Origin of the sequence: Lysobacter soli, assembly GCF_009755585.1 — a bacterium.
GTDB classification, from domain to species: domain Bacteria; phylum Pseudomonadota; class Gammaproteobacteria; order Xanthomonadales; family Xanthomonadaceae; genus Lysobacter_J; species Lysobacter_J soli.
In genome coordinates, this window is record NZ_CP046603.1 from 483,580 (window position 1) to 508,830 (window position 25,251).

24 protein-coding genes and 1 pseudogene are annotated in these 25,251 nt (G+C 68.1%); 15 read left to right on the forward strand and 10 right to left on the reverse strand.

The genetic code is table 11. The features are described from left to right. The first annotated feature begins 118 nt into the window (after positions 1 to 118). From GOY17_RS02095 to hslU, 12 genes and pseudogenes are all read left to right on the forward strand, one after another. A complete protein-coding gene (locus GOY17_RS02095) occupies positions 119 to 1,087 on the forward strand; it encodes a helix-turn-helix transcriptional regulator (protein ID WP_115841145.1) in 969 nt (322 codons plus the stop codon). Positions 1,088 to 1,322: 235 nt separating this feature from the next. After that, entirely contained in the window at positions 1,323 to 1,625 is a 303-nt protein-coding gene (locus GOY17_RS02100; RefSeq protein WP_157029090.1) for a hypothetical protein, read from the forward strand. Positions 1,626 to 1,728: 103 nt separating this feature from the next. Beyond that, positions 1,729 to 3,861: a prolyl oligopeptidase family serine peptidase gene (locus GOY17_RS02105; RefSeq protein ID WP_157029091.1), complete on the forward strand. Its 2,133-nt coding sequence runs from the start codon at positions 1,729 to 1,731 to the stop codon at positions 3,859 to 3,861. A 76-nt stretch (positions 3,862 to 3,937) separates the two neighbouring features. Continuing rightward, the gene (locus tag GOY17_RS02110) at positions 3,938 to 6,076 is read left to right on the forward strand and encodes a S9 family peptidase (RefSeq protein WP_232338506.1); all 2,139 of its coding nucleotides are present in this window, start codon (positions 3,938 to 3,940) and stop codon (positions 6,074 to 6,076) included. A gap of 112 nt (positions 6,077 to 6,188) precedes the next feature. Then, entirely contained in the window at positions 6,189 to 6,602 is a 414-nt protein-coding gene (locus GOY17_RS02115; RefSeq protein WP_157029093.1) for a YbaN family protein, read from the forward strand. A 36-nt stretch (positions 6,603 to 6,638) separates the two neighbouring features. After that, positions 6,639 to 6,704, forward strand: a pseudogene (locus tag GOY17_RS18885) (hypothetical protein); the annotation flags it as partial. A gap of 18 nt (positions 6,705 to 6,722) precedes the next feature. Further along, positions 6,723 to 6,914: a hypothetical protein gene (locus tag GOY17_RS02120; RefSeq protein WP_157029095.1), complete on the forward strand. Its 192-nt coding sequence runs from the start codon at positions 6,723 to 6,725 to the stop codon at positions 6,912 to 6,914. Positions 6,915 to 6,926: 12 nt separating this feature from the next. Further along, a complete protein-coding gene (gene dapF / locus GOY17_RS02125; RefSeq protein WP_157029097.1) occupies positions 6,927 to 7,772 on the forward strand; it encodes a diaminopimelate epimerase in 846 nt (281 codons plus the stop codon). Beyond that, a complete protein-coding gene (locus GOY17_RS02130) occupies positions 7,765 to 8,439 on the forward strand; it encodes a DUF484 family protein (protein ID WP_157029099.1) in 675 nt (224 codons plus the stop codon). Before dapF ends, GOY17_RS02130 begins: the two co-directional genes overlap by 8 nt. Before the next feature lie 73 nt (positions 8,440 to 8,512). After that, positions 8,513 to 9,427 carry a tyrosine recombinase XerC gene (gene xerC, locus GOY17_RS02135; protein ID WP_157029101.1) on the forward strand — a complete coding sequence of 305 codons (915 nt, stop codon included), beginning with the start codon at positions 8,513 to 8,515 and terminating at the stop codon, positions 9,425 to 9,427. A 144-nt stretch (positions 9,428 to 9,571) separates the two neighbouring features. Next, a complete protein-coding gene (gene hslV / locus GOY17_RS02140) occupies positions 9,572 to 10,123 on the forward strand; it encodes an ATP-dependent protease subunit HslV (RefSeq protein WP_115841153.1) in 552 nt (183 codons plus the stop codon). 138 nt (positions 10,124 to 10,261) lie between these two features. Next, positions 10,262 to 11,650, forward strand: coding sequence for an ATP-dependent protease ATPase subunit HslU (gene hslU, locus GOY17_RS02145; protein ID WP_269750038.1), 1,389 nt, complete (start codon positions 10,262 to 10,264; stop codon positions 11,648 to 11,650). Positions 11,651 to 11,785: 135 nt separating this feature from the next. Here hslU and GOY17_RS02150 read toward each other — a convergent pair whose 3' ends face one another. The 9 genes from GOY17_RS02150 to GOY17_RS02190 form a co-directional block, all read right to left on the reverse strand. Further along, on the reverse strand, positions 11,786 to 12,232 hold the full coding sequence (locus GOY17_RS02150) for an OsmC family protein (RefSeq protein ID WP_157029103.1): 447 nt from the start codon (positions 12,230 to 12,232) through the stop codon (positions 11,786 to 11,788). A gap of 45 nt (positions 12,233 to 12,277) precedes the next feature. Further along, entirely contained in the window at positions 12,278 to 13,348 is a 1,071-nt protein-coding gene (locus GOY17_RS02155; protein WP_157029105.1) for a hypothetical protein, read from the reverse strand. A gap of 41 nt (positions 13,349 to 13,389) precedes the next feature. Next, positions 13,390 to 14,097 carry a helix-turn-helix domain-containing protein gene (locus GOY17_RS02160; protein WP_157029107.1) on the reverse strand — a complete coding sequence of 236 codons (708 nt, stop codon included), beginning with the start codon at positions 14,095 to 14,097 and terminating at the stop codon, positions 13,390 to 13,392. Positions 14,098 to 14,232: 135 nt separating this feature from the next. Further along, on the reverse strand, positions 14,233 to 14,874 hold the full coding sequence (locus tag GOY17_RS02165; RefSeq protein ID WP_157029109.1) for a GNAT family N-acetyltransferase: 642 nt from the start codon (positions 14,872 to 14,874) through the stop codon (positions 14,233 to 14,235). A 118-nt stretch (positions 14,875 to 14,992) separates the two neighbouring features. Beyond that, positions 14,993 to 15,394, reverse strand: a complete 402-nt coding sequence (arr, locus tag GOY17_RS02170; RefSeq protein ID WP_198173782.1) for an NAD(+)--rifampin ADP-ribosyltransferase — start codon at positions 15,392 to 15,394, stop codon at positions 14,993 to 14,995. Between the two features lie 150 nt (positions 15,395 to 15,544). Next, on the reverse strand, positions 15,545 to 16,000 hold the full coding sequence (locus tag GOY17_RS02175; protein WP_157029111.1) for a nucleoside deaminase: 456 nt from the start codon (positions 15,998 to 16,000) through the stop codon (positions 15,545 to 15,547). After that, positions 15,997 to 16,479 (reverse strand): GNAT family N-acetyltransferase, encoded by a 483-nt coding sequence (locus GOY17_RS02180; protein ID WP_157031570.1) that lies wholly within the window; start codon positions 16,477 to 16,479, stop codon positions 15,997 to 15,999. The genes GOY17_RS02175 and GOY17_RS02180 overlap by 4 nt, the downstream gene beginning before the upstream one ends. A gap of 22 nt (positions 16,480 to 16,501) precedes the next feature. Then, entirely contained in the window at positions 16,502 to 17,608 is a 1,107-nt protein-coding gene (locus GOY17_RS02185; protein ID WP_157029113.1) for an HlyD family secretion protein, read from the reverse strand. Beyond that, positions 17,605 to 19,263, reverse strand: a complete 1,659-nt coding sequence (locus tag GOY17_RS02190) for an MFS transporter (protein WP_157029115.1) — start codon at positions 19,261 to 19,263, stop codon at positions 17,605 to 17,607. The genes GOY17_RS02185 and GOY17_RS02190 overlap by 4 nt, the downstream gene beginning before the upstream one ends. 96 nt (positions 19,264 to 19,359) lie before the next feature. Here GOY17_RS02190 and ubiE point away from each other — a divergent pair, with 96 nt between their 5' ends. Beyond that, positions 19,360 to 20,133: a bifunctional demethylmenaquinone methyltransferase/2-methoxy-6-polyprenyl-1,4-benzoquinol methylase UbiE gene (gene ubiE, locus GOY17_RS02195; protein WP_157029117.1), complete on the forward strand. Its 774-nt coding sequence runs from the start codon at positions 19,360 to 19,362 to the stop codon at positions 20,131 to 20,133. 307 nt (positions 20,134 to 20,440) lie between these two features. Here the strand turns inward: ubiE and treA are convergent, their stop codons facing one another. Further along, positions 20,441 to 22,093 (reverse strand): alpha,alpha-trehalase TreA, encoded by a 1,653-nt coding sequence (gene treA, locus GOY17_RS02200; RefSeq protein ID WP_332310575.1) that lies wholly within the window; start codon positions 22,091 to 22,093, stop codon positions 20,441 to 20,443. A 115-nt stretch (positions 22,094 to 22,208) separates the two neighbouring features. Between treA and GOY17_RS02205 the strand changes: the two genes are divergently transcribed. Both GOY17_RS02205 and GOY17_RS02210 read left to right on the forward strand, forming a co-directional pair. Next, complete coding sequence (locus tag GOY17_RS02205) at positions 22,209 to 24,149, forward strand: M1 family metallopeptidase (RefSeq protein WP_157029120.1); 1,941 nt, start codon at positions 22,209 to 22,211, stop codon at positions 24,147 to 24,149. A 128-nt stretch (positions 24,150 to 24,277) separates the two neighbouring features. After that, the gene (locus tag GOY17_RS02210) at positions 24,278 to 25,249 is read left to right on the forward strand and encodes an alpha/beta fold hydrolase (protein WP_232338507.1); all 972 of its coding nucleotides are present in this window, start codon (positions 24,278 to 24,280) and stop codon (positions 25,247 to 25,249) included. The last annotated feature ends 2 nt before the right edge of the window (positions 25,250 to 25,251 follow it).

Consider the following 25,251-nt stretch of genomic DNA (forward strand, 5'->3'; position numbering starts at 1 on the left):
GTGCAAACGTGACCGCAGTATCGTAGTCGCCCGGTTCAGCGGGCCCGACGCACCCTTGCCGCTGGCGGCCGCCATGGCGCGGTGCGATCCTTTCCCTCCGCTTCCTCGACCGCGACCCATGGAACGCATCGAACGCATCCACGCCCTCCACCGCATCCTCAGTGCCGCGCGCTATCCGGTCACGGTGCAGCGGCTCCAGGAGGACCTGGAATGCTCGCGGGCCACGGTCTACCGCGACCTGGCGTACCTGCGCGATTACCTGATGGCGCCGGTGGTGGGCAACGGCGAGGCGGGATTCCGCTACGACCACAGCGAAGGCGAGCGCTTCGAACTGCCCGGCCTGTGGCTCAGTTCCGAGGAGCTGCATTCGCTGCTCGCCGCGCAGCAGTTGCTGGTCCGCAGCGGTGGTGGCGTGCTGTCCAATGCGCTGGCGCCGTTGCAGCACCGCATCGAGAAGCTGCTCGACGAACACGCCGGCGGACGTCGCGTGCCGGTCGAGCGCGTGCGCGTGATCCCGCACCGCACGCGCCGTCTCGACGAGACCGCGTTCCGGACCGTCGCCACCGCGGTACTGGATCGCAAGCAGCTCAGTTTCGAATACCGCGCGCGCTCCACCGACGAGCAGACGCGCCGAACGGTGTCGCCGCAACGCCTGACGCATTACCGCGAGAACTGGTATCTCGACGCGTGGGACCACAACCGCGAGGCGCTGCGCAGCTTCGCGGTGGACCGCATCAGCGCGGCGAAGCTGTCGGAGACGGCCGCGCGCGACGTGCCCGACGAGGAACTCGACAAGCACCTGGCCTCCAGCTACGGCATTTTTTCCGGCACGCCCAAGGGCTGGGCGACGATCCTCTTCACGCCCAAGGCCGCGCGCTGGGTGGCCGACGAGCACTGGCATTCGCAGCAGCAGGGGCGCTTCCTGCCCGATGGCCGGTACGAGTTGAAGGTTCCCTACAGCGCCGGCCGCGAACTGCTGATGGACGTCATGCATTACGGCAGCGATGCGGAAATCGTCGAACCGCCCGTGCTGCGCGAGCAGGCGCGCGCCTTGCTGCAGCTGGCGCTTAGCAATTACGAAAGGTGAGGCGGGCCGCTCTCCCGTCGTGATAAGGGTTGGGGTGAGGGTCGGGGCGAGCGACCGCGCTCGTACTTGCGTGGATTTCCGCACTTCGTATTCAAGACGGTGTGCAGCGAGGCATCGGGTATCGGCGTTGCCACTCACCCCAACCCCTCTCCCGTGGGGAGAGGGGCCAATACGCCGTCGCAGCCCCTGAGATGCCCCGCCCGCAGGCTGGCTCCATTCCAACGGAGACCGAGCCATGCAGACCCGTCCCGACATCCATTCCGGCCTCGACGTCCTGATGCGCCATGCCGTCGCCATCGGCGTGGCGATCGTCGCGCTGCTGCCGGCCGCGCGCGGTTTCAGCCCGACCTTCGGCTGGATGCCGCTGTGGCTGGTCGCGATGCCGCTGTGCGCGTGGTGGGCGCTGCACCGCTTCCGCATGCCGGCCCCCGAGGCCGACGAAGCCGCCGCGCCCGTCCGCATGCGCCGCCGTGCCGGGGCGCAGGCGCGTCGCCGTCGCGTGTCGATGCCGCGCAGCCGCCACTCGCAGGCCGCCTGAGCGGGACGCCCGCTCCGGCACAGCCGCGCGACGTCCGGCGACGGCGGCGGCCTTCGCGCGCTGTGCTAGCGTTCCGGGTCCATTCCATGCACCCGGAGCGCCGATGTCGAAGCTGTCGATCGCCTGCCAGACCCTGATGTTGTGCACGGGCCTGGCGGCCGCGACCCTGGCCGGCGCCGCACCCAAGGAGTCCCCCGCCGTGTCCGCCGATCCCTACGCCTGGCTCGAAGACGTCACCGCCGAGCGTTCCCTCGACTGGGTCCGGGCGCACAACGCGCAGGCCGAATCCGAACTGGCCACCTCGCCGCAGTTCAAGCAGCTTGAATCCGACATCCGCGCCATCCTCGATTCCGACGCCAAGATTCCCGGCGTCGAGAAGATCGGCGACTACTACTACAACTTCTGGAAGGACAAGCAGCACGAGCGCGGCCTGTGGCGCCGCACGACGCTGGATGAGTACCGCAAGGCGTCGCCGAAGTGGGAAACCGTCATCGACCTGGATGCCCTGAACAAGGCCGAAGGCGAGAACTGGGTGTGGCACGGCGTGGATTGCCTGCGTCCTGACTATTCGCGCTGCCTGATCGCGCTGTCGCGCGGCGGCGCCGACGCCGACGTCACGCGCGAATTCGACCTGTCGACGAAAGCCTGGGTGAAGGACGGCTTCTTCCGCGACGAGGCCAAGGGCGCGCTCGGCTGGATAGATCGCGACACGGTGTACGTCTACACGGATTTCGGCCCCGCCCCGAATGGCGCGTCGTCGATGACCAGCTCCGGCTACCCGCGCATCGTCAAGGAATGGAAGCGCGGCACGCCGATCGGGCAGGCCCGCGTGGTGTACGAGGGCAAGCCCACCGACATGTACATCGCGGCGCTGCGCGACCACACGCCGGGCTTCGAGCGCGATTTCGTCAGCCGCACGCTCGCGTTCTACAACGACGAGCTGTACCTGCGCGATGCGTCGGGTGCCCTGGAGAAGATCGACGCCCCCAACTCCGCCAGCAAGTCCGTGCACCGCGAATGGCTGCTGCTCGAACTTCGCGAACCGTACGAGGCCGGCGGCAAGACGTGGCCGGCCGGCAGCCTGATCGCCACGAACTTCGACGCCTTCATGGCAGGCAAGCGCGAGTTCACCGCGCTGTTCACGCCGACCGAGCGCACGTCGCTGGCGGGCTACACCTGGACGAAGTCGCACCTGGTGCTCAACGTGCTTGACGACGTGAAGAACCGTTTGACCGTGCTCACGCCGGCGGCGGGCGAGTGGACGCGCACCGACTTCACCGGCGCGCCGACGTTCGGCACGCTCGGCGTGTCGGCGGTCGATGCCGACGAAAGCGACGCCGTGTGGCTCACCGCCACCGATTACCTGACCCCGACGACGCTGTCGCTGGCGCAGATCGGCAGCAAGCCCGAAGTGCTCAAGACGATGCCGGTGTTCTTCGATGCGTCGAAGGACGTGATCGAGCAGCACTTCGCGACGTCGAAGGACGGCACGCGCGTGCCGTATTTCCTCGTGCGTCCGAAGAACCTGAAGCTCGACGGCACCGCGCCGACGTTGCTGTACGGCTACGGCGGCTTTGAAATTTCGCTGACGCCGGCGTATTCCGGCAGCGTCGGCAAGGGCTGGCTAGAGAAGGGCGGTGTGTACGCGGTCGCCAACATCCGCGGCGGCGGCGAATACGGCCCCCGCTGGCACCAGGCCGCGCTGAAGGCCAATCGCCACAAGGCCTACGAGGACTTCGCGGCGGTCGCGCAGGACCTCATCGCGCGCAAGGTGACGTCGACGAAGCACCTGGGCATCCAGGGCGGCAGCAACGGCGGCCTGCTCACCGGCAACATGCTCACGCAGTATCCGGAGCTGTTCGGCGCCGTGGTCGTGCAGGTGCCGCTGCTGGACATGAAGCGCTACAGCCACCTGCTGGCCGGTGCGTCGTGGATGGCCGAGTACGGCGATCCGGACACGGCCGACTGGGATTTCATCCGCACCTTCTCGCCGTACCACCTGTTCGATGCGAAGAAGACCTATCCGCCGACGCTGTTCATGACCTCCACGCGCGACGATCGCGTGCACCCCGGCCACGCCCGCAAGATGGCGGCGAAGATGCTCGACGCCGGCAAGGACGTGCGCTATTACGAGAACATCGAGGGCGGCCACGGCGGTTCGGCCAACAACGCCCAGGCCGCGCACATGAGCGCGCTCGCCTTCACGTTCCTGTGGAATGAACTAGGCGGCAAGTAACGCGTTCTCCCTCTCCTGCGAGCAGGGGAGGGGCTGAAACTCGAGCCGTTGTCCAACGCACAACCGGACCCCATCCATGAACCCGACCCACCTCCTGCTTTCGGCCCTCCTGATGAGCACGACCGCCCCGACCCTCGCCGCCACCGCCACGCCGCCCGACGCAGCCAAGAAGCCGCACGTCGTGAAGGCGCCGCACGGCGCGCAGCGCAACGACGAGTACTACTGGCTGCGCGACGACAAGCGCAAGAACGCCGACATGCTGGCGTACCTCAACGCCGAGAACGCCTACGCCGACGCCGTGATGGCGCCGCTGAAGCCGCTGGAAAACAAGCTGTACGAGGAGATCGTCGGTCGCATCAAGCAGGACGACAGCTCCGTGCCGTACCGCGAGCGCGGCCACTGGTATTACAGCCGCTTCGAGACCGGCCAGGACTACCCCATCTACGCGCGCCGCGCCGGTTCCATGGACGCCGCCGAGCAGATGCTGCTCGACGTGAACAAGATGGCCGCCGGCAAGGACTACTTCAGCGTCGGCGACTGGGAAGTCAGCCAGGACAACAAGATCCTCGCCTGGGCCGAAGACGCGGTCGGCCGTCGCCAGTACGTCATCCGCTTCAAGAACCTGGAGACTGGCGAGGTCTACCCCGACCAGATCACCGGCGTCTCGCCGAACCTCGTCTGGGCCGACGACAACAAGACCCTGTTCTACGTCGAGAACGATCCGGAAACCCTGCTCACCGTGCGCGTGAAGAAACACGTGCTCGGCACGCCCGCGTCGAAGGACGTGCTGGTGTACGAGGAGGAGGACGACAGCTTCTACATGGGCATCGACCGCTCGCGCGACGACAAGTTCATCTGCATCGGCGTGGAAAGCACGGTGTCGAGCGAGATGCGCTGCGCGCCGGCGGCCAATCCGGAGAAGTTCACCGTGCTCGCGCCGCGCGAACGCGACGTCGAATACCAGGCCGACCACCTCGGCGACCGCTGGGTGATCCGCACCAACGAAGGCGGCGCGGCGAACTTCAAGCTGATGACCGCGCCGTCGGACGCGACCTCGCGCAAGCAGTGGAAGGAGTGGGTGCCGCACCGCGACGACGTGTTCATCGAAGGCTTCGAATTGTTCGACGGGTTCACCACGATCGCCGAACGCTCCGACGCGCTGGAGCGCCTGCGCGTGCTCAAGAACGACGGCGCCGAGGAGTACGTGAAGGCCGACGAGCCGGCGTATTCGATGGGGCTGTCGGTCAACTCCGAGCACGACACGCCGTGGCTGCGCTACAGCTACACCTCGCTCACCACGCCGGGCACGACGTATGAGGTCAACGTGCTCACCGGCGAGCGCAAGCTGCTCAAGCGCGAACCGGTGATCGGCTACGACCCGGAGAAATACGTCACCGAACGCGTGTGGGCGACGGCGCGCGACGGCGTGAAGGTGCCGGTGTCGCTGGTCTACAAGAAGGGCTTCCAGAAGGACGGCAAGGCCGCGATGCTGCAGTACGCCTACGGCAGCTACGGCAGCTCGACCGATCCGCGCTTCAACGGGCCGGTGGTGAGCCTGCTCGATCGCGGCATGGTCTACGCGATCGCGCACATCCGCGGCGGCCAGGAGATGGGCCGCAAGTGGTACGACGACGGCAAGCTCTTCCACAAGAAGAACACCTTCACCGACTTCATCGACGTCACCGACGACCTGGTCAAGCAGGGCTTTGCTGCGAAGGATCGCGTCGCCGCGTACGGCGGCAGCGCCGGCGGCCTGCTGATGGGCGCGATCTCCAACATGGCGCCCGACCGGTACCGCGTGATCCTCTCGCAGGTGCCGTTCGTGGACGTGGTCACGACGATGCTCGATCCGACCATCCCGCTCACGACCAACGAATACGACGAGTGGGGCAATCCGGAAAAGAAGGAGTACTACGACTACATGCTGTCGTACTCGCCGTACGACAACTTGTCGAAGCAGGCGTATCCGGCGATGTTCGTCGGCACCGGCCTGTGGGACTCGCAGGTGCAGTACTGGGAGCCGGCCAAGTACGTCGCGCGCCTGCGCGACCTGGACCAGGGCAAGGCGCCGATCGTGTTCCGCACGAACATGGACGCCGGGCACGGCGGCAAGTCGGGCCGTTTCCGCCGCTACCGCGAGCTGTCGGAGATGTACGCCTTCATGCTCGACCAGCTCGGCGTGCCTGCCACGCCGGCGGCGGCGGCGTCGAAGTAGATTCCAAGGCGCCGAGCGCTTGAGCCCCTCTCCCTCCGGGAGAGGGGTTGGGGTGAGGGTCGGAGCACGATGGCGACGGCACTCGCGATGCCCGACTTCCTATGATTCACCCGTGACCACATCCTCCGACTCCCCGCCACCCCGCAAGGTCCGCTTCCGCTGGGCCTGGTGGCTGCTCGCGTACGCCAGCCTCGCGCTCGGCATCGTCGGGATCGTGGTGCCGGGCCTTCCCACCGTTCCCTTCGTGCTGCTGTCGGCGTTCGCGGCCGCGCGCGGCTCGCAGAAGCTGCACGACCGCCTGCTGGCGGACCCGCGATTCGGCCCGATGATCCGCGACTGGCAGGCGCACGGCGCAGTCTCGCGCCGCGCCAAGCGCCTGGCGGTGACGATGATGGCCGCCTGCGCGGCGATCATGTTCCTCACCGCGCCGCGCTGGTGGATGGCCGCGACCGGTACCGCGATCATGACCATCGTCGCGATCTGGCTATGGCGCCGCCCGGAACCGCCGTCGCCGCCGGGCGCCTGACGTCCCATCCCGGGCCACGCGGGCTACACTTCGGGCATGAATCCCGTCCGACTTTCCGCCCCTGTCGTTTCCTTTCTTGCCCTGCCACTGCTCCTGTCGGCTTGCGGCAACAAGGGCCCGTTGATCCTGCCGCCGAAGACCGTGCCGCAGGTCGTCATGCCGTCCGATGCGCCGCCGGCGCAGGACGCGCAGCAGATCGGCGATCCCAGCGATTCGCTCGACCAGGCGCCCAAGGCCGGCGGCAGCGACGCCGAGACGGACCTGAAGGACGAGGGCGACAGCGATCCCCCGGAAAACACCGACATCCCGTAACGGACTGCGACGATGACGCTGCGTTTCACCAAGATGCATGGCGCGGGCAACGACTTCGTCGTGCTCGACCTGCGTGCCGACACCGCCGAGCCCGGCGCCGCGTTGTGCCGCGCGCTGGCCGATCGCCACACCGGCGTGGGCTGCGACCAGATCCTTACCGTCGAACGCGCCGCCGACGGCGCCGCCGCGCGTTACCGCATCTGGAACGCCGACGGCTCGTCGTCGCAGCAGTGCGGCAACGGCGCGCGCTGCATCGCCGCCTGGATCGTGCGCGATGCGCAGGCGCGCGGCGAGGCACTCGGCGACGAGTTCGTGCTCGACAGCCCGGTCGGCGCGCACGCGGTCACGCGCCTGGACGGCGGGCGTTACCGCATCGAAATGGGCTTGCCGCGTTTCGCGCCCAACAGCATCCCGCTGCACGGCTTCGAAGGCGCGCAGGACGAATACGTGCTGTACCACAACGATGCCGTGTTCACCTTCGGCGCGGTGTCGATGGGCAACCCGCACGCGGTGATCGAAGTGGACGACATCGACCACGCGCCGGTCGAGACCGTCGGACCGATGCTGCAGGCGCATCCGGCGTTTCCGGAGTCGGTCAACGTTGGTTTCGCGCAGGTGCAATCGCGCGACCGCATCCGCCTGCGCGTGTACGAGCGCGGCGTCGGCGAAACGCTGGCGTGTGGCAGCGGCGCGTGCGCGGCGGCGGCGGTGCTCATGCGCCGCGGTCGCGTGAACCGCGACGTGACCGTCGCGCTGCCCGGCGGCGAGCTGCGCATCGCGTGGCCGGCCGACGACGCGCCGCTGACGATGTCCGGGCCGACCGCATTCGTGTTCGAAGGGGAGTGGAACCATGAATGAAACCCAGGAAAAGCTCGGGGCCCATGAAGTCGCCGCGTTCCTGCGCCGGCATCCGCGCTTCCTGCAGCAGTTTCCCGATCTCGCAGTGACGCTGGTCGTGCCGCGCGAGGAAGGCTCGGCGGCATCGCTCGCGAGCTACCAGCTGGAAGTGCTGCGCGACAAGAACCGCGAACTCTCGCGCCGCCTGCAGGAACTGTTCGGTAATGCGCAGGAGAACGAGCGTCTGTCGGTGCGCACGCACCAGCTCACGCTCGCGTTGATGCGGCAGGACACCGCCGCCGACACGCTGCGCGCGATGGCCGCGACGCTCGCCGAGGATTTCAACGGCGACCTGGTGCGCCTGGTCGTGTTCAAGCCGGTCGACGACCTGGACGACACCGAGTGGTTGCAGGTCATCGCGCAGGACGACGCGCGCCTGCAGCCGTTCCGCGATTGCCTGGCCGATGGCGAACCGCTGTGCGGCCGCCTGCAGCCGGAAAAGCACGCGCTGCTGTACGGCGTGCGCGCCGAAGAAGTCCAGTCCACCGCGTTGCTGCCGCTGCCGGGCGTGGGCCTGATCGCCGTGGGCAGCCGCGATGCCAACCGTTTCTTCCCCGGCATGGGCACGCTGTTCCTGCGCATGATGGGCGAATCGCTCGCCACGGCGCTGAAGCGTTTCGAGGGCTGATGCACCGCGTGCTGCGCGCTGCGGTTCCCCCTCTTCCGCAAACGGAAGAGGGCCGGGGTGAGGGCAAGCCACGATGAATGCCCAGGAAATTCCCGAGCCACGCGTCGCCGACATCGAGGATTACCTCGCGCACCTGCAGGTCGAACGCCGCATGTCGGCGCACACGCTCGATGCGTACCGGCGCGACCTGATGGCGCTCGCGCACTGGGCGCGGCAGGAAGGCGGCGACGCCGCATCGCTGCACAACGAACAACTGCGCGGCTTCGTCGCCGCCGAGCACCGTCGCGGCCTGTCGCCGAAAAGCCTGCAACGCCGGCTGTCGGCGTGCCGCAGCTTCTACGCGTGGCTGGTGAAGCAGGGGCGCATCGCGGCCAGCCCCGCCGCGTCGATCCGTTCGCCGAAAGCGCCGCGCAAATTGCCGCAGGTGCTCGATCCCGACGAAGCCAAGGCGCTGGTCGAAGTGCCCACCGATGCGCCGCTGGGCCTGCGCGATCGCGCGCTGCTGGAACTGTTCTATTCCTCGGGCCTGCGCTTGTCGGAGCTGTGTTCGCTGCGCTGGCGCGATCTGGACCTGAGCGACGCGCTGGTGAACGTGCTCGGCAAGGGCAACAAGCAGCGCAGCGTGCCGCTGGGTTCGCACGCGCGCGCGGCGCTGTCCGAGTGGCGGGCGTCCACCGGTGCGGCGAACGACGCGCACGTGTTTCCCGGTCGCGGCGGCGGGGCCATCACGCCGCGCGCCGTGCAGCTGCGCATGCGCCATCTTGCGCAGCAGCAGGGGTTGTTCAAGCGCGTGCATCCGCATCTGCTGCGACATTCCTTCGCCAGCCACATCCTGGAATCGTCCGGCGACCTGCGCGGCGTGCAGGAACTGCTCGGCCACGCCGACATCGCAACCACCCAGATCTACACGCACCTGGACTACCAGCACCTGGCGAAGGTGTACGACGACGCGCATCCGCGCGCGCGCCGGAAGGGCGGCCAGGGCTGAACCTGAGCCGCTAGCGGCGATCCCGGGTGTAAGGATTCCGTTTCGGCGAGCGCCCCGGCCCGCGATCGAGCCGCCGCATCGCCGCCCGCCGGCTTGAACCGGCCCGTCCGTGCCCCCACCGATGGGAAATCCCCCGGAGGTCGCATGGACCCGAGTCAGAACCCCAACGTTTTCCACGCCACGACCATCGTCTCGGTTCGCCGCGACGGCCACGTCGCCGTCGCCGGCGACGGACAGGTCACCCTCGGCCACACCGTGATGAAGGGCAACGCACGCAAGGTGCGTCGCCTCGGCCGCGATGGCCAGGTGCTGGCCGGCTTCGCCGGCGCCGCCGCCGATGCCTTCACCCTCTTCGAACTGTTCGAAGCCAAGCTCGAGAAGCATGGCCAGCTCACGCGCGCCGCGGTCGAGCTCGCCAAGGATTGGCGCACCGAACGCCGCCTGGGCAAGCTCGAAGCGCTGCTTGCCGTCGCCGACAAGGAAACCTCGCTGATCATCAGCGGCACCGGCGATGTCATCGAACCGGAGGACGGCATCATCGCCATCGGTTCCGGCGGCATGTACGCGCTCTCGGCGGCGCGCGCGCTGATCGCGCACACGCAGCTGGACGCACGCACGATCGCCACCGAGGCCATCGGCATCGCCGGCGACGTGTGCATCTACACCAACCGCAACGTGGTGGTGGAAGAGCTCTGAAAGCAGCCCCCTCTCCCGCTCGCGGGAGAGGGATGGGGTGAGGGCAGAAGTACCTCACGCCCTAACGCCCTCATCCGCCCTCCGGGCACCTTCTCCCGCAAGCGGGAGAAGGGACGACCCCGATACGACGACAACGACATGCCCATCAAGCCCGACACTTCCAACGCCACCATGACGCCGCGCGAGATCGTGCAGGAGCTGGACCGACACATCGTCGGCCAGCATTCGGCCAAGCGCGCCGTCGCCATCGCCCTTCGCAACCGCTGGCGCCGCATGCAACTGCCTGCCGAGCTGCGCAACGAGGTGATGCCCAAGAACATCCTGATGATCGGCCCCACCGGCGTGGGCAAGACCGAGATCGCGCGCCGGCTGGCGACGCTGGCCAACGCGCCGTTCGTGAAGGTGGAAGCCACGCGCTTCACCGAGGTCGGCTACGTCGGCAAGGACGTCGAGCAGATCGTGCGCGACCTCGCCGACACCGCGGTCAAGCTGTATCGCGAGCAGGCCAAGCAGCGCGTGCGCACGCAGGCCGAAGAGCGTGCGGAAGAACGCATCCTCGACGCGTTGCTGCCGCGCCGCCAGGGCGCGCCGACCGTGTTCGGCTTCAACGCCACTGAGGAAGCGAAGGACGAACCGTCTTCCCAGGAGAACGAGACCCGCGCGAAGCTTCGCAAGCAGCTGCGCACCGGTGCGCTGGACGATCGCGAGATCGAAATCGAAACCGCCGTGAACGTCGGCGTCGACATCATGGCGCCGCCCGGCATGGAAGAGATGGGCCAGCAGCTGCGGCAGATGTTCTCGCAGGTGGCCGGCGCGAAGACGCACAAGAAGACGCTGCCGATCCGCACCGCACGCACGCAGCTGACCGAAGAGGAAGCCGGCAAGCTCGTCAACGAGGACGAGGTGCGCGAGGCGGCGATCGAAGCCTGCGAGCAGCACGGCATCGTCTTCATCGACGAGATCGACAAGGTCGCCAAGCGCTCCGAGGCCGGCGTGACCGGCGGCGACGTCAGCCGCGAAGGCGTGCAGCGCGACCTGCTGCCGCTGGTGGAAGGCTCGACCGTGAGCACGAAGTACGGCCCGGTGAAGACCGACCACATCCTCTTCATCGCGTCCGGCGCGTTCCACCTTGCCAAGCCGAGCGACCTGATTCCCGAACTGCAGGGTCGCTTCCCGATCCGCGTGGAGCTTTCCGCGCTGAGCAAGGACGATTTCGTACGCATCCTCACCGAGCCCAAGGCCGCGCTGACGACGCAGTACGTCGAACTGCTGCGCACTGAAGGCGTCGGGCTGGAGTTCACGGCCGATGCGGTGGACCGCCTGGCCGAAATCGCCGCGCAGGTGAACGAGCGCCAGGAAAACATTGGCGCGCGCCGCCTGCACACCGTGCTGGAGCGCCTGCTGGACGTGCTGAGCTACGAGGCGCCGGATCGCGATGGGCAGTCGGTGAAGATCGATCGCGCCTACGTGGATTCGCACCTGGGCGAGCTGGTGCAAGATCCGGATCTGAGCCGGTACATCCTGTAACTGCTCTGACGCCCCTCTCCCGTTTGCGGGAGAGGGGTTGGGGTGAGGGCAGGCAATTGCAGAAGCAGGAACAGCGCCCTCATCCGCCCTCCGGGGCACCTCCTCCCGTGAACGGGAGAAGGGAACGCAGACCCCTCAGCGCGGCTCCACCACCACTTCCGTCTTCACCGAACTGGCGATGAAGCAGTTGCGGTGCGCCGATTCGTGCAGCTTCTCCAGCGCCGCCGCATCGGGTGCATCGCCTGCGAACGTGATCTTCGGACGCAACGTCACGTGCGTGACCGCCGCGCGACCCTCCGCGTTCTTGCCGAGCGTGCCGACGGCGTCGTCCTCGTAGGCGTCGATGGTGAAGCCCTTCTTCGCCGCGATCGCCAGCAGCGTCAGCATGTGGCACGACGAGAGCGCGGCCACCAGCATCTCTTCCGGATCCACGCCATCCGCGCTGCCGAAGTACGCCGGCGCGGCCGAACCGGTGATGCGCTGCCCGCGTTCGAAACGCACGTCGTGGTCGCGCGGGTAGTGTTCGTAGTCGAACGGCTGGCCGTTGCGGGTCCAGCGGATCGAGGCGAGGTGTTCGGACATGGTGGCGGCTTCCGTGGGGCGGGCCGCCACCATGCCACAGCGGCTTCAGCGCGCGACAGCCTCCGCGCCCGGCGCCGCCGCCTTGCGACGTGCGGTGTCCTCCGCGAGCTGGTCGCGCGCGGCCTGCTGCAGGCGCTCGATGCTCACCTTGTCCGGCGCCGCGCCCAGCCGCGCGGTGAGGTCGGCCACCACGCGCTTGTTCGCGTAGGTGTGCGGCGAATCGGGGTCATCGCCCTGCGCGGTGATGAACGAGCCCAGTCGCTTGGCGCTGACTTCGCGCGCCTGCGCCAGTTCGACCAGCTTGGCGCGGTATTCCAGCTCCCACGACGCCATGCCCGGGAACGCGTTCTGGTCGGCGAAGTGCTGCGTTTCGTGGCCGAGGAACACCACGCGGAATGCTTCGCTGTCCAAGCCCTCGGTGTAGCTCGGCACGACGGCGTACAGCGCTTCGGCCGTCGCCCAGCCGCCGGCGGAGCCGCGTTCGCAACGACCGTACGAGGTCCAGCCGCGGCTCACCCAGTCGTCGAGCAGTTCGACCTTCACCGTGTACGGGCCTTCGGGCAGCTCGACCTTCCACGGCCGCGTTTCCTGCTTGCGCCACATCATCAGCTCGCGCAGCGGCAGCGTGAGGCCCAGCTGCGCGCGATAGCCGTGCGCCAGCAGCTGCCCCTGCAGGATCGGCTCCAGTGCGTCCATGTCCTTCACGTCGTTCGCATCGGGACCGACGCGCTTGCGCAGCGTCGCGAGCAGCTTTGCTTCAAGCTGTGCGCGCTGCTGCGGCGCCTTCATCGCGTGCCACCAGTAATCCTGGTAGTCGTGCAGCACCTGGCGGGCGAAGTCGTCTGCGATGGCATCGGTGGCGAACACCGGCGCGTTGCCGTGGCGCGCGAGCATGCAGGCGCGATAGACCGCGTCCTTGTCGACGAAGCCGGCGGCCGGGGATGCGCGCAGCGCCGTGACCGCGCGCTGGCTGTCGCCCTGCAGGATGGCGTTGGTCGATTCGGCGATCGCGGCGGTGGCCGCCGGCGTGGACGCGGGCGGCGCGGCATGTGCGGCCGACACCGCGGCGGTGAGCGCGAACACCAGCGGGGCGAGGCGGAACGTCGTGCGGGACATGGGGAATCCGTTCGTGCGACGGCCGGCGGCCGCCTTCGCGCTCATTGCAGCGCGGTCGCCAAGGCGGCGTCTTGAACGGATTTGATCTTCCGGCGCAGCCGCGAGGGTGGGGCGCCCGTGGCTGCGCGCAGGGTTCGCGTGAGGTGCGCCTGGTCGGCGAATCCGCTGATCGTGGCGATCTCGACCAGCGGCCATCCTTCGACCAGCAGGCGCAACGCGCGACGACAGCGCAGTTCGCGACGCAGCAGTTGCGGCGCCATGCCGTGCGATTTCACGAACGTGCGCGAGGCATGTGCGAGCGACACGCCGGCCGCCCGCGCAAGCGAAGCGATGTCCTGCTCGCCGTGTTCGAGCTCGTGCAGGAACGTGCGTTGCCACGGTTGCAGCGTCGGCGTCGGCGCGGCATCGCACGCGGCGATCAGCTCCGGCAGCCGGTGCGGCGCGCGCGTGAACACCGCGAGCGCGTCCTTCGCATCGTGCACACGCAGCACGCGCAACGTGTCGCCGACGGCATCGCCGTCCAGATCGAGGTTCACCACCTTCGCGCCCAGCCGGCCGAAGCGGTTGCCGTGCGCGTGCCAGCGCGGATGCAGCACCAGCGTGCCGGGCACGCAGTCGACCGGGCCGTCGGCGCTCGCCTCGACATGGTTGCCGTCGATCACCAGCGCCGCGTACGCGCCGTCGTGCCGGTGCGTGCGCAGCACGTCGCAGGCGTCATGGCGGGTCTCGAAGCCGGTGTGGGCGTGCATGCGTGGATCCTGACGAAGGCCGCGGCCGCAGGCCAGTGGCAGAGGTTGGGCCCTGCTTGTGATGCCGCGCGCGGTCGAGGGGTTGAAGGCCGCGGCGGCCGGACCTTCCAAGGCAGGCCAGCGTGCTGCGGACCCTCAGCGTTCCGGAATGACCGCAGCGGCGATGGGGGTCAGCACGGTCCAGCCCAGCGTCTCGTAAAGAGCGCGCCCGTCTGCCGTGGCGACCAGCAGTTGCGGGGTGGTCGCCGATTCCTTCGTCGAACCGAGCGCGGCCATCACGGCCATGCCCAGGCCTTTGCGGCGATGATCCGGCGAGGTCTCGATGCGGTCATAGATGAAGGCATCGCCCGTCTGCGCCGCGGTGCCGTGAGCGGCGATGCCGCCATCGGGCGCGAGGACGCTGGCCTGCGTGACGGGCCCGGCGCAATGAAGTTCAAGCCGATAGCCGTCCGCCAACGGCCTTGAGTCCAAGGGCGCCGCCGTCGCGATCATGAAATGGTTCGTCGGCTGGATCTCCCAGCGATCGGGCAGCGCGCTTCGCAGCGCCTCGTCGGTGCCGCACAGCTTCAGCACGTGGCGTGGCGCCGAGAAGGCCTGCGCGATCTCGCGCAGGCCATCGCACATCCGCGGGAACACCCAGCGCGTGATTTCCGTCTCCGAACGCGTATCGACACGAATGCCGCCGCGATGGTGCACCGGCGCCGGCGAGCCACGCGCGACGGAGTGCGCGGCCTGCCAGGCGAAGACGAGTTGGCTGTCGACGTGGAACGAAGTCATGGAGATGCCCGGAAGTCGGTTGGAGATGCTGCGCGCATCGCACTTGATCACGCCACCGTCTCCCGCGACGAGACGACGCGGCCGGCAGTGCACGGGAGGCGCGGCCTACCCGCCCGCATCACTCCTCGATCGCTTCCACGCCCGCGAGCCTGAGCGTCTCCAGGTGCGCGCGCATTTCCTCCAGGCGCTCGGGCGGGTGGCCTTCCCAGCCGATGATCTCGCCGACCACGCGGAACGGGTGCGCCGAGCGGTACGACTTTGTGGGATTGCCGGGGAAGCGCTTGTCGGTGAGGTTCGGATCGTCCTCTATCGGCCCGGTCGGCTCGACGATGTAGACGTGGCCGCGGCCTTCGCCGACGGCCAGTTCCGCGCCCCAGATGGCCGCATCGAGCGTCGCGCTGAGGTACACGAACTTTGCCGGCGCGCGCTTTCCGTAGTTGGACGTGCGCCCGGGCTCGATCAGCGCGCCGATGGCGAGGTCGGCCTTGGTGCCGTGGTAGTAGGTCGTGCTATCGCCCATGTGCATCGCTCCGCTTGGCTGCCCGTTCGACAGGCCGGCGATGCTGCACCACGCGCCGCGGCTTGCCGCAAGCCCCGGGGCGTTATATAAATTGGTTGTGGGAGGCGCCGGGCGCCTCCCTTTTTCGTTTTCGGCGTGATCGAGTTGCGATCAATCCTCGCCGATGTCCTCGTTCCACACGGCCGGATTCGCGGCGATGTAGTCGCGCAGCATGCCGATGCATTCGGCGTCTTCCAGATCCATCACCTTGACGCCGTTCTCGCGCAGCCAGTCGATGCCGCCGCGGAAGTTCACCGATTCGCCCACCACCACGGTGCCGATGTTGAACTGCCGCACCAGCCCGCTGCAGTACCAGCACGGCGCGAGCGTGGTGACCATGATCGTGTCGCGGTAACGGCGCTGGCGACCGGCCTTGCGGAAGGCGTCGGTTTCGCCGTGCACGGACGGGTCGTTCTCCTGGATGCGGCGGTTGTGGCCGCAGCCGAGCAGGCGTCCGTCGTCGTGATACAGCGCCGCGCCGATCGGGATGCCGCCTTCGGCGAGGCCCTTGCGGGCTTCTTCGACGGCGGTGGCGAGCAGGGCGCGGTAGTCGGGGGTGTCGATCATCGGGTGGCTCCAGCGGCGCGCAACATGTCGATGTGCGGGATGCCGTCGTCGAGGTAGTTATCGGAATTACGCACGAATCCATGCCGCGCGTAGTAGTGCTCGAGATGCGCCTGCGCGCCGATCTGCACGTCGCTGCCGGGCCAGCGGCGTTCGATTTCGTCCAGCGCGATGCGCACCAGCGGATCGCCGAGCCCTCGCCCGCGCCAGGCCGGCGCGGTGAGCACGCGGCCGAAGCTGACCTGCGGATAGCTCAGGCCGGCCGGCAGGATGCGCAGGTACGCGGCGATGCTGCCGTCGTCGGCGCGACCGATGACGTGCACGACGTCCGGGTGTGCGTCCTTGCCATCGGGATCGAGATAGACGCACTGCTGTTCGACGACGAACACCTCCGAACGCAGCTTCAGCAGTGCGTAAAGCGTGCCGCCATCGAGTTGCGCGAAGGTGCGTACGTCCCAGCGAAGGTTCGGAGCATCGGTCATGCGCGCATGATGCCAGCGCGGGTCAGCGTCGGGCATCCCGTCGCGCATCGGACGTGTCGATGCGCACTTCGACCGACATGCCCGGATGCAGCCGCGCCTTGAGCGGCTGGTCGGCGTCGATGGCGATCTTCACCGGGATGCGCTGGGCGATCTTCACGAAATTGCCGGTGGCGTTGTCGGCCGGCAGCACGGCGAATTCGGAGCCGGTCGCGGGGGAGATCTCCTCCACGCGCCCGCGCAGGCGCGCGCCGCCAAGCGCATCGACGGTGAACGTCGCCGGCTGGCCGATGCGCACGAACTCCATCTGCGTCTCCTTCATGTTCGCCACCACCCACATGCGCTCGGGCACCAGGCCCATCAGCTGCGTGCCGACGTTGACGTACGCGCCGACGCGCACCGCGACCTGGCCCAGCTGCCCGTCGCGCGGCGCGAGGATGCGCGTGTTTTCCAGATCGATCTCCGCCAGCCGGATCGCCGCCTGCGCGCTCGCGACGGCGGCTTCGAGCACGCCGGTGTTGACGGTCACGCTGCGCGCGTTCTGGCGTGCGATCTCCAGCGCCGCCTGCGCCTCCGACACGCCGGCCAGCGCCTGCGTGCTCGCCGCCTGCGCCTGGTCGCGATCGGCCTGCGAGAGCAGGCGCTGGCGCGCGAGCGGCTCGATGCGCGCGAGGTCGGCCTGCGCCTTCTTCTGCAGCGCCTGCGCGTTGCGCACGGCCGCTTCGCCCTGCGCGATGCCGGCCGCGGCGGTGGCTTGCTGCTGCGTGGCGTTGGCCAGCGCGGCCTGTTCGCTCTGCAGCTTCGCCTGCGCCTGTTCGAGCCGCTGCCGGTAGATGCGGTCGTCGATCTGCACCAGCAGCTGGCCCTGCTTCACGTGCTCGAAATCCTGCACCGCGACCTTCGTGACGTAGCCGGCGAGCTGCGGCGCGATGATCGTGACCTGGCCGTGCACCGCCGCGTTTTCGGTCGTCTGGATCGCGCTGCGGAACGGCGGCAGGCGCCAGGCGTAGAGCACGATCAGCACGCCGGCCAGCGCGACGCCGGCGAAGGCGGCCATCTGCCAGCGACGCCGGCGCTTGCGTGCGGCGGTCTGCGCGGAGGCGGTGGGGTCGATCGGAGCGGGCGAATTCATGGAGCGGGCGTCGGCAGCGGAGCGGGGGAAGAGGCGGCGCGGGCGAGCGCGCGGTCGCGCTTCAGCAGGCGCAGGCGATGGATCAGCATCCACACCATGGTCAGCAGCGCGATGGCGGCGATCAGCATGAACACATCGTTGTAGGCCAGCACGTTCGCCTCGCGTGAAGCCGCGGTGCCCAGCGCCCGCATGCCCAGCGCGTTGCGCGTGGCGGGGTCGGCGACGATGGGTGCGTAGGCCGCCGCGCCGGCCTGCACGCGCGCGGCAACGAGCGGATCCTGCAACGTCAGGTGTTCGACCAGCTGACTGGAGTGGTACTTCTCGCGCGCGGTCTGGAAGGTGCCCAGCGCGGCGGTGCCGACCAGGCCGCCGAGGTTCTGCGCCATGCCGAACAGCACCACGAAGGTGATGAGGTTGCGCGGCTGCGCGATCACCTGGCCCATGCCGAGGATCATCGCCGGGCCGAGGAAATACGTGCTGCCGAAGCCGATCAGGAACTGGCTCAGCATCATGTCCTGCGGGCGCGTCTGGTTGGTCGAGTGCGCGTCGAGCAGTGCACCGATGGCAATGCACGCCAGCGCGATCGACGACGGCACGATCATGCGGCCGGGCACCAGCGTCAGCGCGCTCGCAACGATGCCCAGCGCGCAGCCGAGCGCGACCATCGCGAACATTCCGTGCATCTGGTCGTTGGTCAGACCCAGCGCCTGCATGAAGCCCACCGCGCCGGTGCTCTGTTCCGACAGCGCGAAGCGGATCAGCAAAACCGACACGCCCAGCCGCACCATCGTGCCGCTGGCGAGCCAGCGCGTGTTGATGAGCGGATTCGCGCGGAAATGCTCGACCGCGATCGCGCTGGTGAGCAGCACGATGGCGCCGGCGAGCGCCCAGCCGATCCATTCGGCGTCGAACCACCAGTCGATGCGACCCAGCGACAGCACCGCGCACAGCAGCGCCATCCCCGGCGCGAACAGCGCGAAGGTGAGGAAGTCGGTCTTCTCGAACACCTTCATGCGATCGCTCGGCGGCAGCCGCAGCATCAGCACGCCGGCCAGCGCGATCAGGGCCAGGCCCAGCTCGAACAGGTACAGCCCGCGCCATTCGCCGAACTCCAGCAGTTCGGCCGAGAAGATGCGCGCCAGCGGCGTCGCAAGCTGCGCCACGCCGATGCCGACCACCAGCCCGCGCAGGCGGTGCTCGGCGCTGAAGGCCTGCATCATGTAGTACAGCCCCAGCGTGCTGAGCGCCGCGCCCGCGATGCCATGCGCCGCGCGCACCGCGATGGCCGATTCGAGCCCGTGCACGAACAGGTGCGCGAACGCGACCAGCGCGTACAGCCCGAGGAAAACCTCGGTGAAGGCGCGAAGCCCGAACTGCTGGCGGAACTTCACCAGGATCAGGTTCACCGAGACGTTGGTCATCACGTAGGCCGCAGGCAGCCACTGCACCTCGGCCGATGTCGCGCCCAGCGCGCCCTGCAGGTTGAGCAGGTTGGCCGTCACCAGCGCGTTCCCGAGGCCGCCGGTGATCGCCACGATGAACCCCACCACGGCGAAGGCCACCCGGCGGCGCGGCGTGTGCAGCGGGGTGGAGGGCGAGCCCGGAAGCTTCGGGCGTTCGTGCTCGGCCCATTCGCGCGGCGCGTAGCGGCTCATCGGCGCGGTCGTCCTCCTGGCGCGGCATGGGCGTGAAGAGGGCGTAAGGCCCGGCCGGCGGCGGTGAATTCTCGCACGGGGTGCGATAATCGCCGCATGAACGATCCCCGCCAGAAGCCAGACGCCACATCCGGCACGACCCACTTCGGTTTCCGCGACGTCCCCACCGGCGAGAAGCAGAAGCTCGTCGGTCAGGTCTTTTCGTCCGTCGCGAGCAACTACGACCTGATGAACGACCTGATGTCGATGGGCATCCACCGCGTGTGGAAGCGCTATTTCGTCGGCACCAGCCAGGTCAAGCGCGGCGACCGCGTGCTCGACCTCGCCGGCGGCACGGGCGACATCGCGCTGCTGCTGCGCGACCGCGTGGGCGAGGCCGGCAGCATCGTGCTGGGCGACATCAACGGCGCGATGCTGCGCACCGGCCGCGACCGCATGACCGACATGGGCAAGGTCGCCGGCTTCGAATACGTGCAGATGAACGCCGAGAAGCTGCCGTTCCCGGATGGGAGTTTCGACCTGGTGACGATTGCCTTTGGCCTGCGCAACGTCACCGACAAGGACGCCGCGCTGCGCGAGATGCATCGCGTGCTGACGGTCGGCGGACAGGCGCGCGTGCTGGAGTTCTCGGAAGTGAAGGCCGAATGGTTCAAGCCGATCTACGACTTCCATTCGTTCAAGGTGCTGCCGCGCCTGGGCAAGCTGTTCGCCAACGACGCCGACAGCTACCAGTACCTGGCCGAGAGCATCCGCAAGCATCCGCCGCAGGACGAACTGAAGGCGATGATGCAGTCGGCTGGCTTCGCGCGCTGCGATTACCGCAACCTGTCGGCCGGCATCGTGGCGATCCACACCGGTTACAAGGTCTGACGTCTGACGCCGTCCCGGCGAAAGCCGGGACCCAGGTGCGGAGCGTGCGGGCACATCCGGGGCACCTGGCGCTTCAGGGAGCTCCCTCGCCGGCGAACGACATCTCCGTCATTCCCGCGAAGGCGGGAATCCATGGACGTTGCATGCTTTCCCCGCGCGTTTCCAACGTGGGATGCGCCTCGCTGCAGTTCGTCAAGACCACTCGTAGAGCGTGAAAAGTCCCTGGATTCCCGCCTTCGCGGGAATGACGATCCAAAGCAACAAGAGCTCCAAGCAACAACAAGCGCTCCAAAGCAACAACAAGCGCTCACTCTCCCGGCTGCTTCCGCACCGCATCGGGCACCGGATACCGCACCAGCAACGCCCGCACCACGCCGTTGGTCCAGCCGAATCCGTCCTGCAGCGGGTATTCGCCGCCGCCTCCGTGCGCCTCGCCCGTCGCGTCGTACTTCTCGACGAGCTTGTGCTGGTCGTTGAACACGCGCTGCACCTCGCCGAGGAAGTTCGTCGCGATGTCCTTCGCCAGCGCGTCTTCGCCGTAGCGACGCAATCCTTCGACCGCGACCCACTGCAACGGCGCCCACGCGTTCGGCGCGTCCCATTGCTGGCCGGTGCGCAGTGTCGTGGTCAACAGGCCACCGGGATGTAACAACTGCGTGCGCACCGTCACCGCGGTGAGCTTCGCGCGCTGTGGTGACGCTATTCCGACGAACAGCGGATACAGCGAAGCCGCCGTCACCTTCGTGCTTATCTGGCGACGCTGCCAGTCGTAATCGGCGTAAAAGCCGTCGGCGTTCCACAGGTGCTTCTCGATCGCCGCAGCGCGTCGCGATGCGCGCTCGTCGAACTCGCGCACGCAGTCCGGCTGCGCAGTCTTGCGACAGGCGAGGGCGATGGTCGCTTCCAGGTGATGCATGAGGCTGTTGAGATCGACCGGTACGAATGCGGTGGTGCGGATCGTGCCAAGCGTGTTGCCGTCGCCCAGCCAGCGGCTCGAATAATCCCAGCCGCTTTCCGCACCGGCGCGCAGTTCGCGGAACACTTCCGTCGGCGGGCGCTGCGGCTCGCTCGCTGCGGTGCGCACGTCGTGCAGCCATGCTTCCGGACGCGGCGTGTCGCGGTCGTCCCAGTAGCGATTCAGCACGTTGCCGTCGTCCAGGCGCACGACGCGCCGCGAGGCCTGTCCGGGCGCGAGCGACGACGCGCCCTGCATCCAGAACGCATGTTCGCGACGCAGCTGCGGCAGGTAACGGCGATACGCCGTGTCGCCCTCGACGCGCGCCTCCAGCTCGACCATGTGCGAGAAATACGGCGGCTGCGAGCGGCTGAGGTAATAGCTTCTCGCGCCGTTCGGAATGTGGCCGTAGGCGTCGATCAGCGCGGCGAAGTTGGCAACCATGTCGCGCGCGCGATCCCGCTGTCCGCTTTCGACCAGGCCGAGCATCGTGAAATACGAGTCCCAGTAGTACATCTCGCGGAAACGTCCGCCGGGCACGACATACGCATGCGGCAACGTCAGGCGGCTGTCGTACGGCAGCGGCGCCGGATCGATGCGCGTGAGTTGCGGCCACAGGCCGTCGATGTGCGCTTCGAGCGTGCGCCCGACCTTCACCTGCGAGGTCGCGACCTGCGTGGGTACGTCGAAATTCACCTTCACGAATGTCGCCAGTCGGAAGTCCGTCGCGTCGCGCTGCGCGAGGAAGTCGGCCTCGATGTCCGCCGGATCGCGCAGCGGACGGGCGTCGGCGAAGGTCTTCTGGTCGTCGAACACAGGCACCTGTTGCACCACGGCGAACAGCGCCGGCATTGCGAGATCGGGCGTTTCGACAGGCGTTTCGACGCGCGCGGTCGCAGGCGCGTCCGTGCGCTGCGGAGTGGATGCAACGCAGGCGACCAGGCCGCCCAGAAGCAGGGCGGCAAGGCCAGGCCGAAAGGCGGTTTCCAGGGCGCAGCGGTTCAATACGGGCTCCGGGCGAGGCTCCGGGCAGGGTAGGCGTCCGTGCATCGGTGCGGCGTGAGGTGGGCCGGCAGGCCGCGCTACACTCGCCCGCTCACCCGCCAGAACCGGTTCTCCCATGCGTTATTCGATGCTGACCCTGTGCCTCGCCGCCGCCCTCGCCGCCGGTTGTTCGCGCGACGCCGCGCCGCCCGCCGGCACCGCCGCGAAGGACACCGCCGCCGTGACCACCGCCGACCAGAAGACGACCGCCATCGTTGACGAATACTCCTTCGCACAGCCCGACAAGGTCCGCATCGATGACCTCGCGCTGGAGCTGAAGGTCGATTTCGACAACAAGCAGCTCGGCGGCAGCGCGACCTACACGCTGGAGTGGCTCGACAAGAACGCCACGCAGCTGGTGCTGGACACGCGCGACCTGACCATCGAGAAGGTCGTCGGCGAACGCAGCGACGGAAAGTGGGAAGACCTGAAGTTCGCGCTCGCCGACAAGGACAAGGTGCTCGGCAGCAAGCTCACCATCGAGGCGCCGCAGCGTAATCCGCGCATCCGCGTGACCTACCACACCTCGCCCGATGCCTCGGGCCTGCAGTGGCTCACGCCGGAAATGACGCAGGGCAAGAAGACCCCCTTCATGTTCAGCCAGTCGCAGCAGATCCACGCGCGTTCGTGGGTGCCGCTGCAGGACACGCCGCAGGTGCGCTTCACCTACACCGCGCACGTGACCGCGCCGCAGGAAGCGATGGTGCTGATGAGCGCCGACAACGATCCCAAGGCCGCGCGCGACGGCGACTACACGTTCAAGATGCCGCAGAAGATCCCATCGTACCTGCTGGCGATCGCCGCGGGTGACCTGGTGTTCCAGCCGATCAGCGGACGCGCCGGCGTGTGGGCCGAGCCGGGGATGGTGAAGAAGGCAGCCGACGAGTTCGCCGATACCGACAAGATGATGCAGACGGCCGAGCGCCTCTACGGCCCGTACCGCTGGGAGCGTTACGACATCCTCGTGCTGCCGCCGTCGTTCCCGTACGGCGGCATGGAAAACCCGCGCCTGACCTTCGCCACGCCGACGGTGATCGTGGGCGACAAATCGCTGGTGTCGCTGGTCGCGCATGAACTGGCGCACAGCTGGTCGGGCAACCTGGTGACGTTCTCCACGCCGAAGGACAGCTGGCTCAACGAGGGCTTCACCAGCTACGTCGAGAACCGCATCGTCGAGGACCTGTACGGCAAGGAAGCGGCCGACATGGAGAAGGTCATCTCGCGCAATGAACTGGGCGCCGAGTACAAGGAGCTCGATCCCAAGCTGCAGGTGCTGGCGCTGCGTCCGGGCACGCTGGCCGATCCGGATGGCCAGAGCAGCTCGACCGTCTACACCAAGGGCGCGTGGTTCCTGCAGTTCCTGGAAGAGCGCTACGGCCGCGAGGCGTTCGATCCGTTTCTGAAGGAATACTTCAACCACTTCGCGTTCCAGTCGATCCCGACGACGACCTTCGTCGAGTACGCGAAGAAGAACCTGCTGGAGAAGTACCCGGGCAAGGTGACCGAAGCCGAGCTCGACCAGTGGATCTACGAGCCGGGCGTGCCCGATACGGCGCCCAAGACCGTGTCGCCGCGTTTCGACGCGGTGGACGCCGCGCGCAAGGCGTGGCTCGACAGCGGCACGCTTCCCGCGAAGGACGCAACGTCGAAGTGGAGCACGCAGGAATGGGTGCACTTCATCGACGGCATGCCGGAAACGCTCAAGCCCGAGCAGCTGGCCGCGCTGGATGCCGCGTTCCACTTCACCGGCACGCCGAACGGCGAGATCGCGCAGCGCTGGTATCCGCTGGCGGTGCGCAGCGGATACACGCAGGCGAACCCGGCCGCGGCAGAGTTCATCGCGCGCGTGGGCCGTCGCAAGCTGATCATGCCCACCTACGCCGAACTGGTGAAAACGCCGGAAGGCCTGAAGCTCGCCGAAGACACCTTCGCCAAGGCGCGCGCCGGCTATCACCCGATCACCACGCAGTCGGTGGAAGAGACGATCGCGAAGGCGAAGCAGCCGGCGAAGTCGTAAGAACAGCGGCGTCCCCGCAGCGGGGCGCCGTAAGCCCCTCTCCCACCGGGAGAGGGGTTGGGGTGAGGGGCGGGACGTGCGCTGCGGTGGCCTGCCGACCCCGCACTTTCATGGGATACGAGGTGACCGTGCCGCGCCATCGCCGCCTCCGCCTCATTTCCATCGCACTGCTCGCGCTGCTGCTCCTCGCGGCGGCGCTTCTCTGGCACAAACCCTACGCGATCATCAGCGGCGACTTCACGCGTCAGCGCATCGCCGCGGGCCTGTCGAAAGCCAGCGTGCAGATCGGCGACGACCATTGGGTCTACGCCTACAACGACGACGCGCCGCGCAATGCGCCCACCGTCGTGATGCTGCACGGCTTCACCGGCAGCAAGGAAAACTGGTTTCCGGTTGCGCGTCGCTTGCGTGAGCGTTACCGCGTCGTCGTGCCCGACCTGCCAGGCTGGGGCGAATCGAATCGCATCGACAACGCCGACTACGGCTTCATCGCGCAGAGCGAACGCGTCGCGCGTTTCCTCCAGGCCGTATCACCTGACGAACCCGTCGTGCTCCTCGGCCATTCGATGGGCGGCGGCATCGCTGCGCTCACCGCGGCGCGGCATCCGGAACGTGTCGCGCGCGTGGCGTTGATCGATGCGGCCGGCGTGCGTTTCCGTGACAACCGCTTCGGCATCGACGTGCTCGCCGGGAGGAATCCGTTCGCCGTGTACGACGAAGCGTCGCTGCAACGCTATCTCGACACGGTGTTCTTCGACGATGCCGCGAAGCCGACGATCCCCTGGCCCGCCGACCGCGTCTACATCGCGCGGCGAACGCAGGACGCCGCATTCGAACAGGCCGTGCTCGATCGCATCGGTCGCAGCGACGAGCGCTTCCTGCCAGGCGATGACGCCGTGCGCATCCGCCAGCCGGCGCTGCTGCTATGGTGCCGCCAGGACGCGGTGATCGACGCGAGCGCGCTCGCGCTGTACGCGCAGCGCATCCCGCAGGCGCGGCGCATCATGCTGGAAGGCTGCGGCCACATGTCGATACTGGAAAAGCCCGACGCGGTCGCGAACGCCGTGGTCGAACTGATCGAACGAGGAAGGCAACGATGAAA

Excerpts from the sequence above, each read along its gene's own strand:
- GOY17_RS02095 (WP_115841145.1), top strand. The coding sequence starts at position 119 with ATGGAACGCATCGAACGCATCCACGCCCTCCACCGCATCCTCAGTGCC.
- GOY17_RS02100 (WP_157029090.1), top strand. The coding sequence starts at position 1,323 with ATGCAGACCCGTCCCGACATCCATTCCGGCCTCGACGTCCTGATGCGC.
- GOY17_RS02105 (WP_157029091.1), top strand. The coding sequence starts at position 1,729 with ATGTCGAAGCTGTCGATCGCCTGCCAGACCCTGATGTTGTGCACGGGC.
- GOY17_RS02110 (WP_232338506.1), top strand. The coding sequence starts at position 3,938 with ATGAACCCGACCCACCTCCTGCTTTCGGCCCTCCTGATGAGCACGACC.
- dapF (WP_157029097.1), top strand. The coding sequence starts at position 6,927 with ATGACGCTGCGTTTCACCAAGATGCATGGCGCGGGCAACGACTTCGTC.
- GOY17_RS02130 (WP_157029099.1), top strand. The coding sequence starts at position 7,765 with ATGAATGAAACCCAGGAAAAGCTCGGGGCCCATGAAGTCGCCGCGTTC.
- xerC (WP_157029101.1), top strand. The coding sequence starts at position 8,513 with ATGAATGCCCAGGAAATTCCCGAGCCACGCGTCGCCGACATCGAGGAT.
- hslV (WP_115841153.1), top strand. The coding sequence starts at position 9,572 with ATGGACCCGAGTCAGAACCCCAACGTTTTCCACGCCACGACCATCGTC.
- hslU (WP_269750038.1), top strand. The coding sequence starts at position 10,262 with ATGCCCATCAAGCCCGACACTTCCAACGCCACCATGACGCCGCGCGAG.
- GOY17_RS02150 (WP_157029103.1), bottom strand. The coding sequence starts at position 12,232 with ATGTCCGAACACCTCGCCTCGATCCGCTGGACCCGCAACGGCCAGCCG.
- GOY17_RS02155 (WP_157029105.1), bottom strand. The coding sequence starts at position 13,348 with ATGTCCCGCACGACGTTCCGCCTCGCCCCGCTGGTGTTCGCGCTCACC.
- GOY17_RS02160 (WP_157029107.1), bottom strand. The coding sequence starts at position 14,097 with ATGCACGCCCACACCGGCTTCGAGACCCGCCATGACGCCTGCGACGTG.
- GOY17_RS02165 (WP_157029109.1), bottom strand. The coding sequence starts at position 14,874 with ATGACTTCGTTCCACGTCGACAGCCAACTCGTCTTCGCCTGGCAGGCC.
- arr (WP_198173782.1), bottom strand. The coding sequence starts at position 15,394 with ATGGGCGATAGCACGACCTACTACCACGGCACCAAGGCCGACCTCGCC.
- GOY17_RS02175 (WP_157029111.1), bottom strand. The coding sequence starts at position 16,000 with ATGATCGACACCCCCGACTACCGCGCCCTGCTCGCCACCGCCGTCGAA.
- GOY17_RS02180 (WP_157031570.1), bottom strand. The coding sequence starts at position 16,479 with ATGACCGATGCTCCGAACCTTCGCTGGGACGTACGCACCTTCGCGCAA.
- GOY17_RS02185 (WP_157029113.1), bottom strand. The coding sequence starts at position 17,608 with ATGAATTCGCCCGCTCCGATCGACCCCACCGCCTCCGCGCAGACCGCC.
- GOY17_RS02190 (WP_157029115.1), bottom strand. The coding sequence starts at position 19,263 with ATGAGCCGCTACGCGCCGCGCGAATGGGCCGAGCACGAACGCCCGAAG.
- ubiE (WP_157029117.1), top strand. The coding sequence starts at position 19,360 with ATGAACGATCCCCGCCAGAAGCCAGACGCCACATCCGGCACGACCCAC.
- GOY17_RS02205 (WP_157029120.1), top strand. The coding sequence starts at position 22,209 with ATGCGTTATTCGATGCTGACCCTGTGCCTCGCCGCCGCCCTCGCCGCC.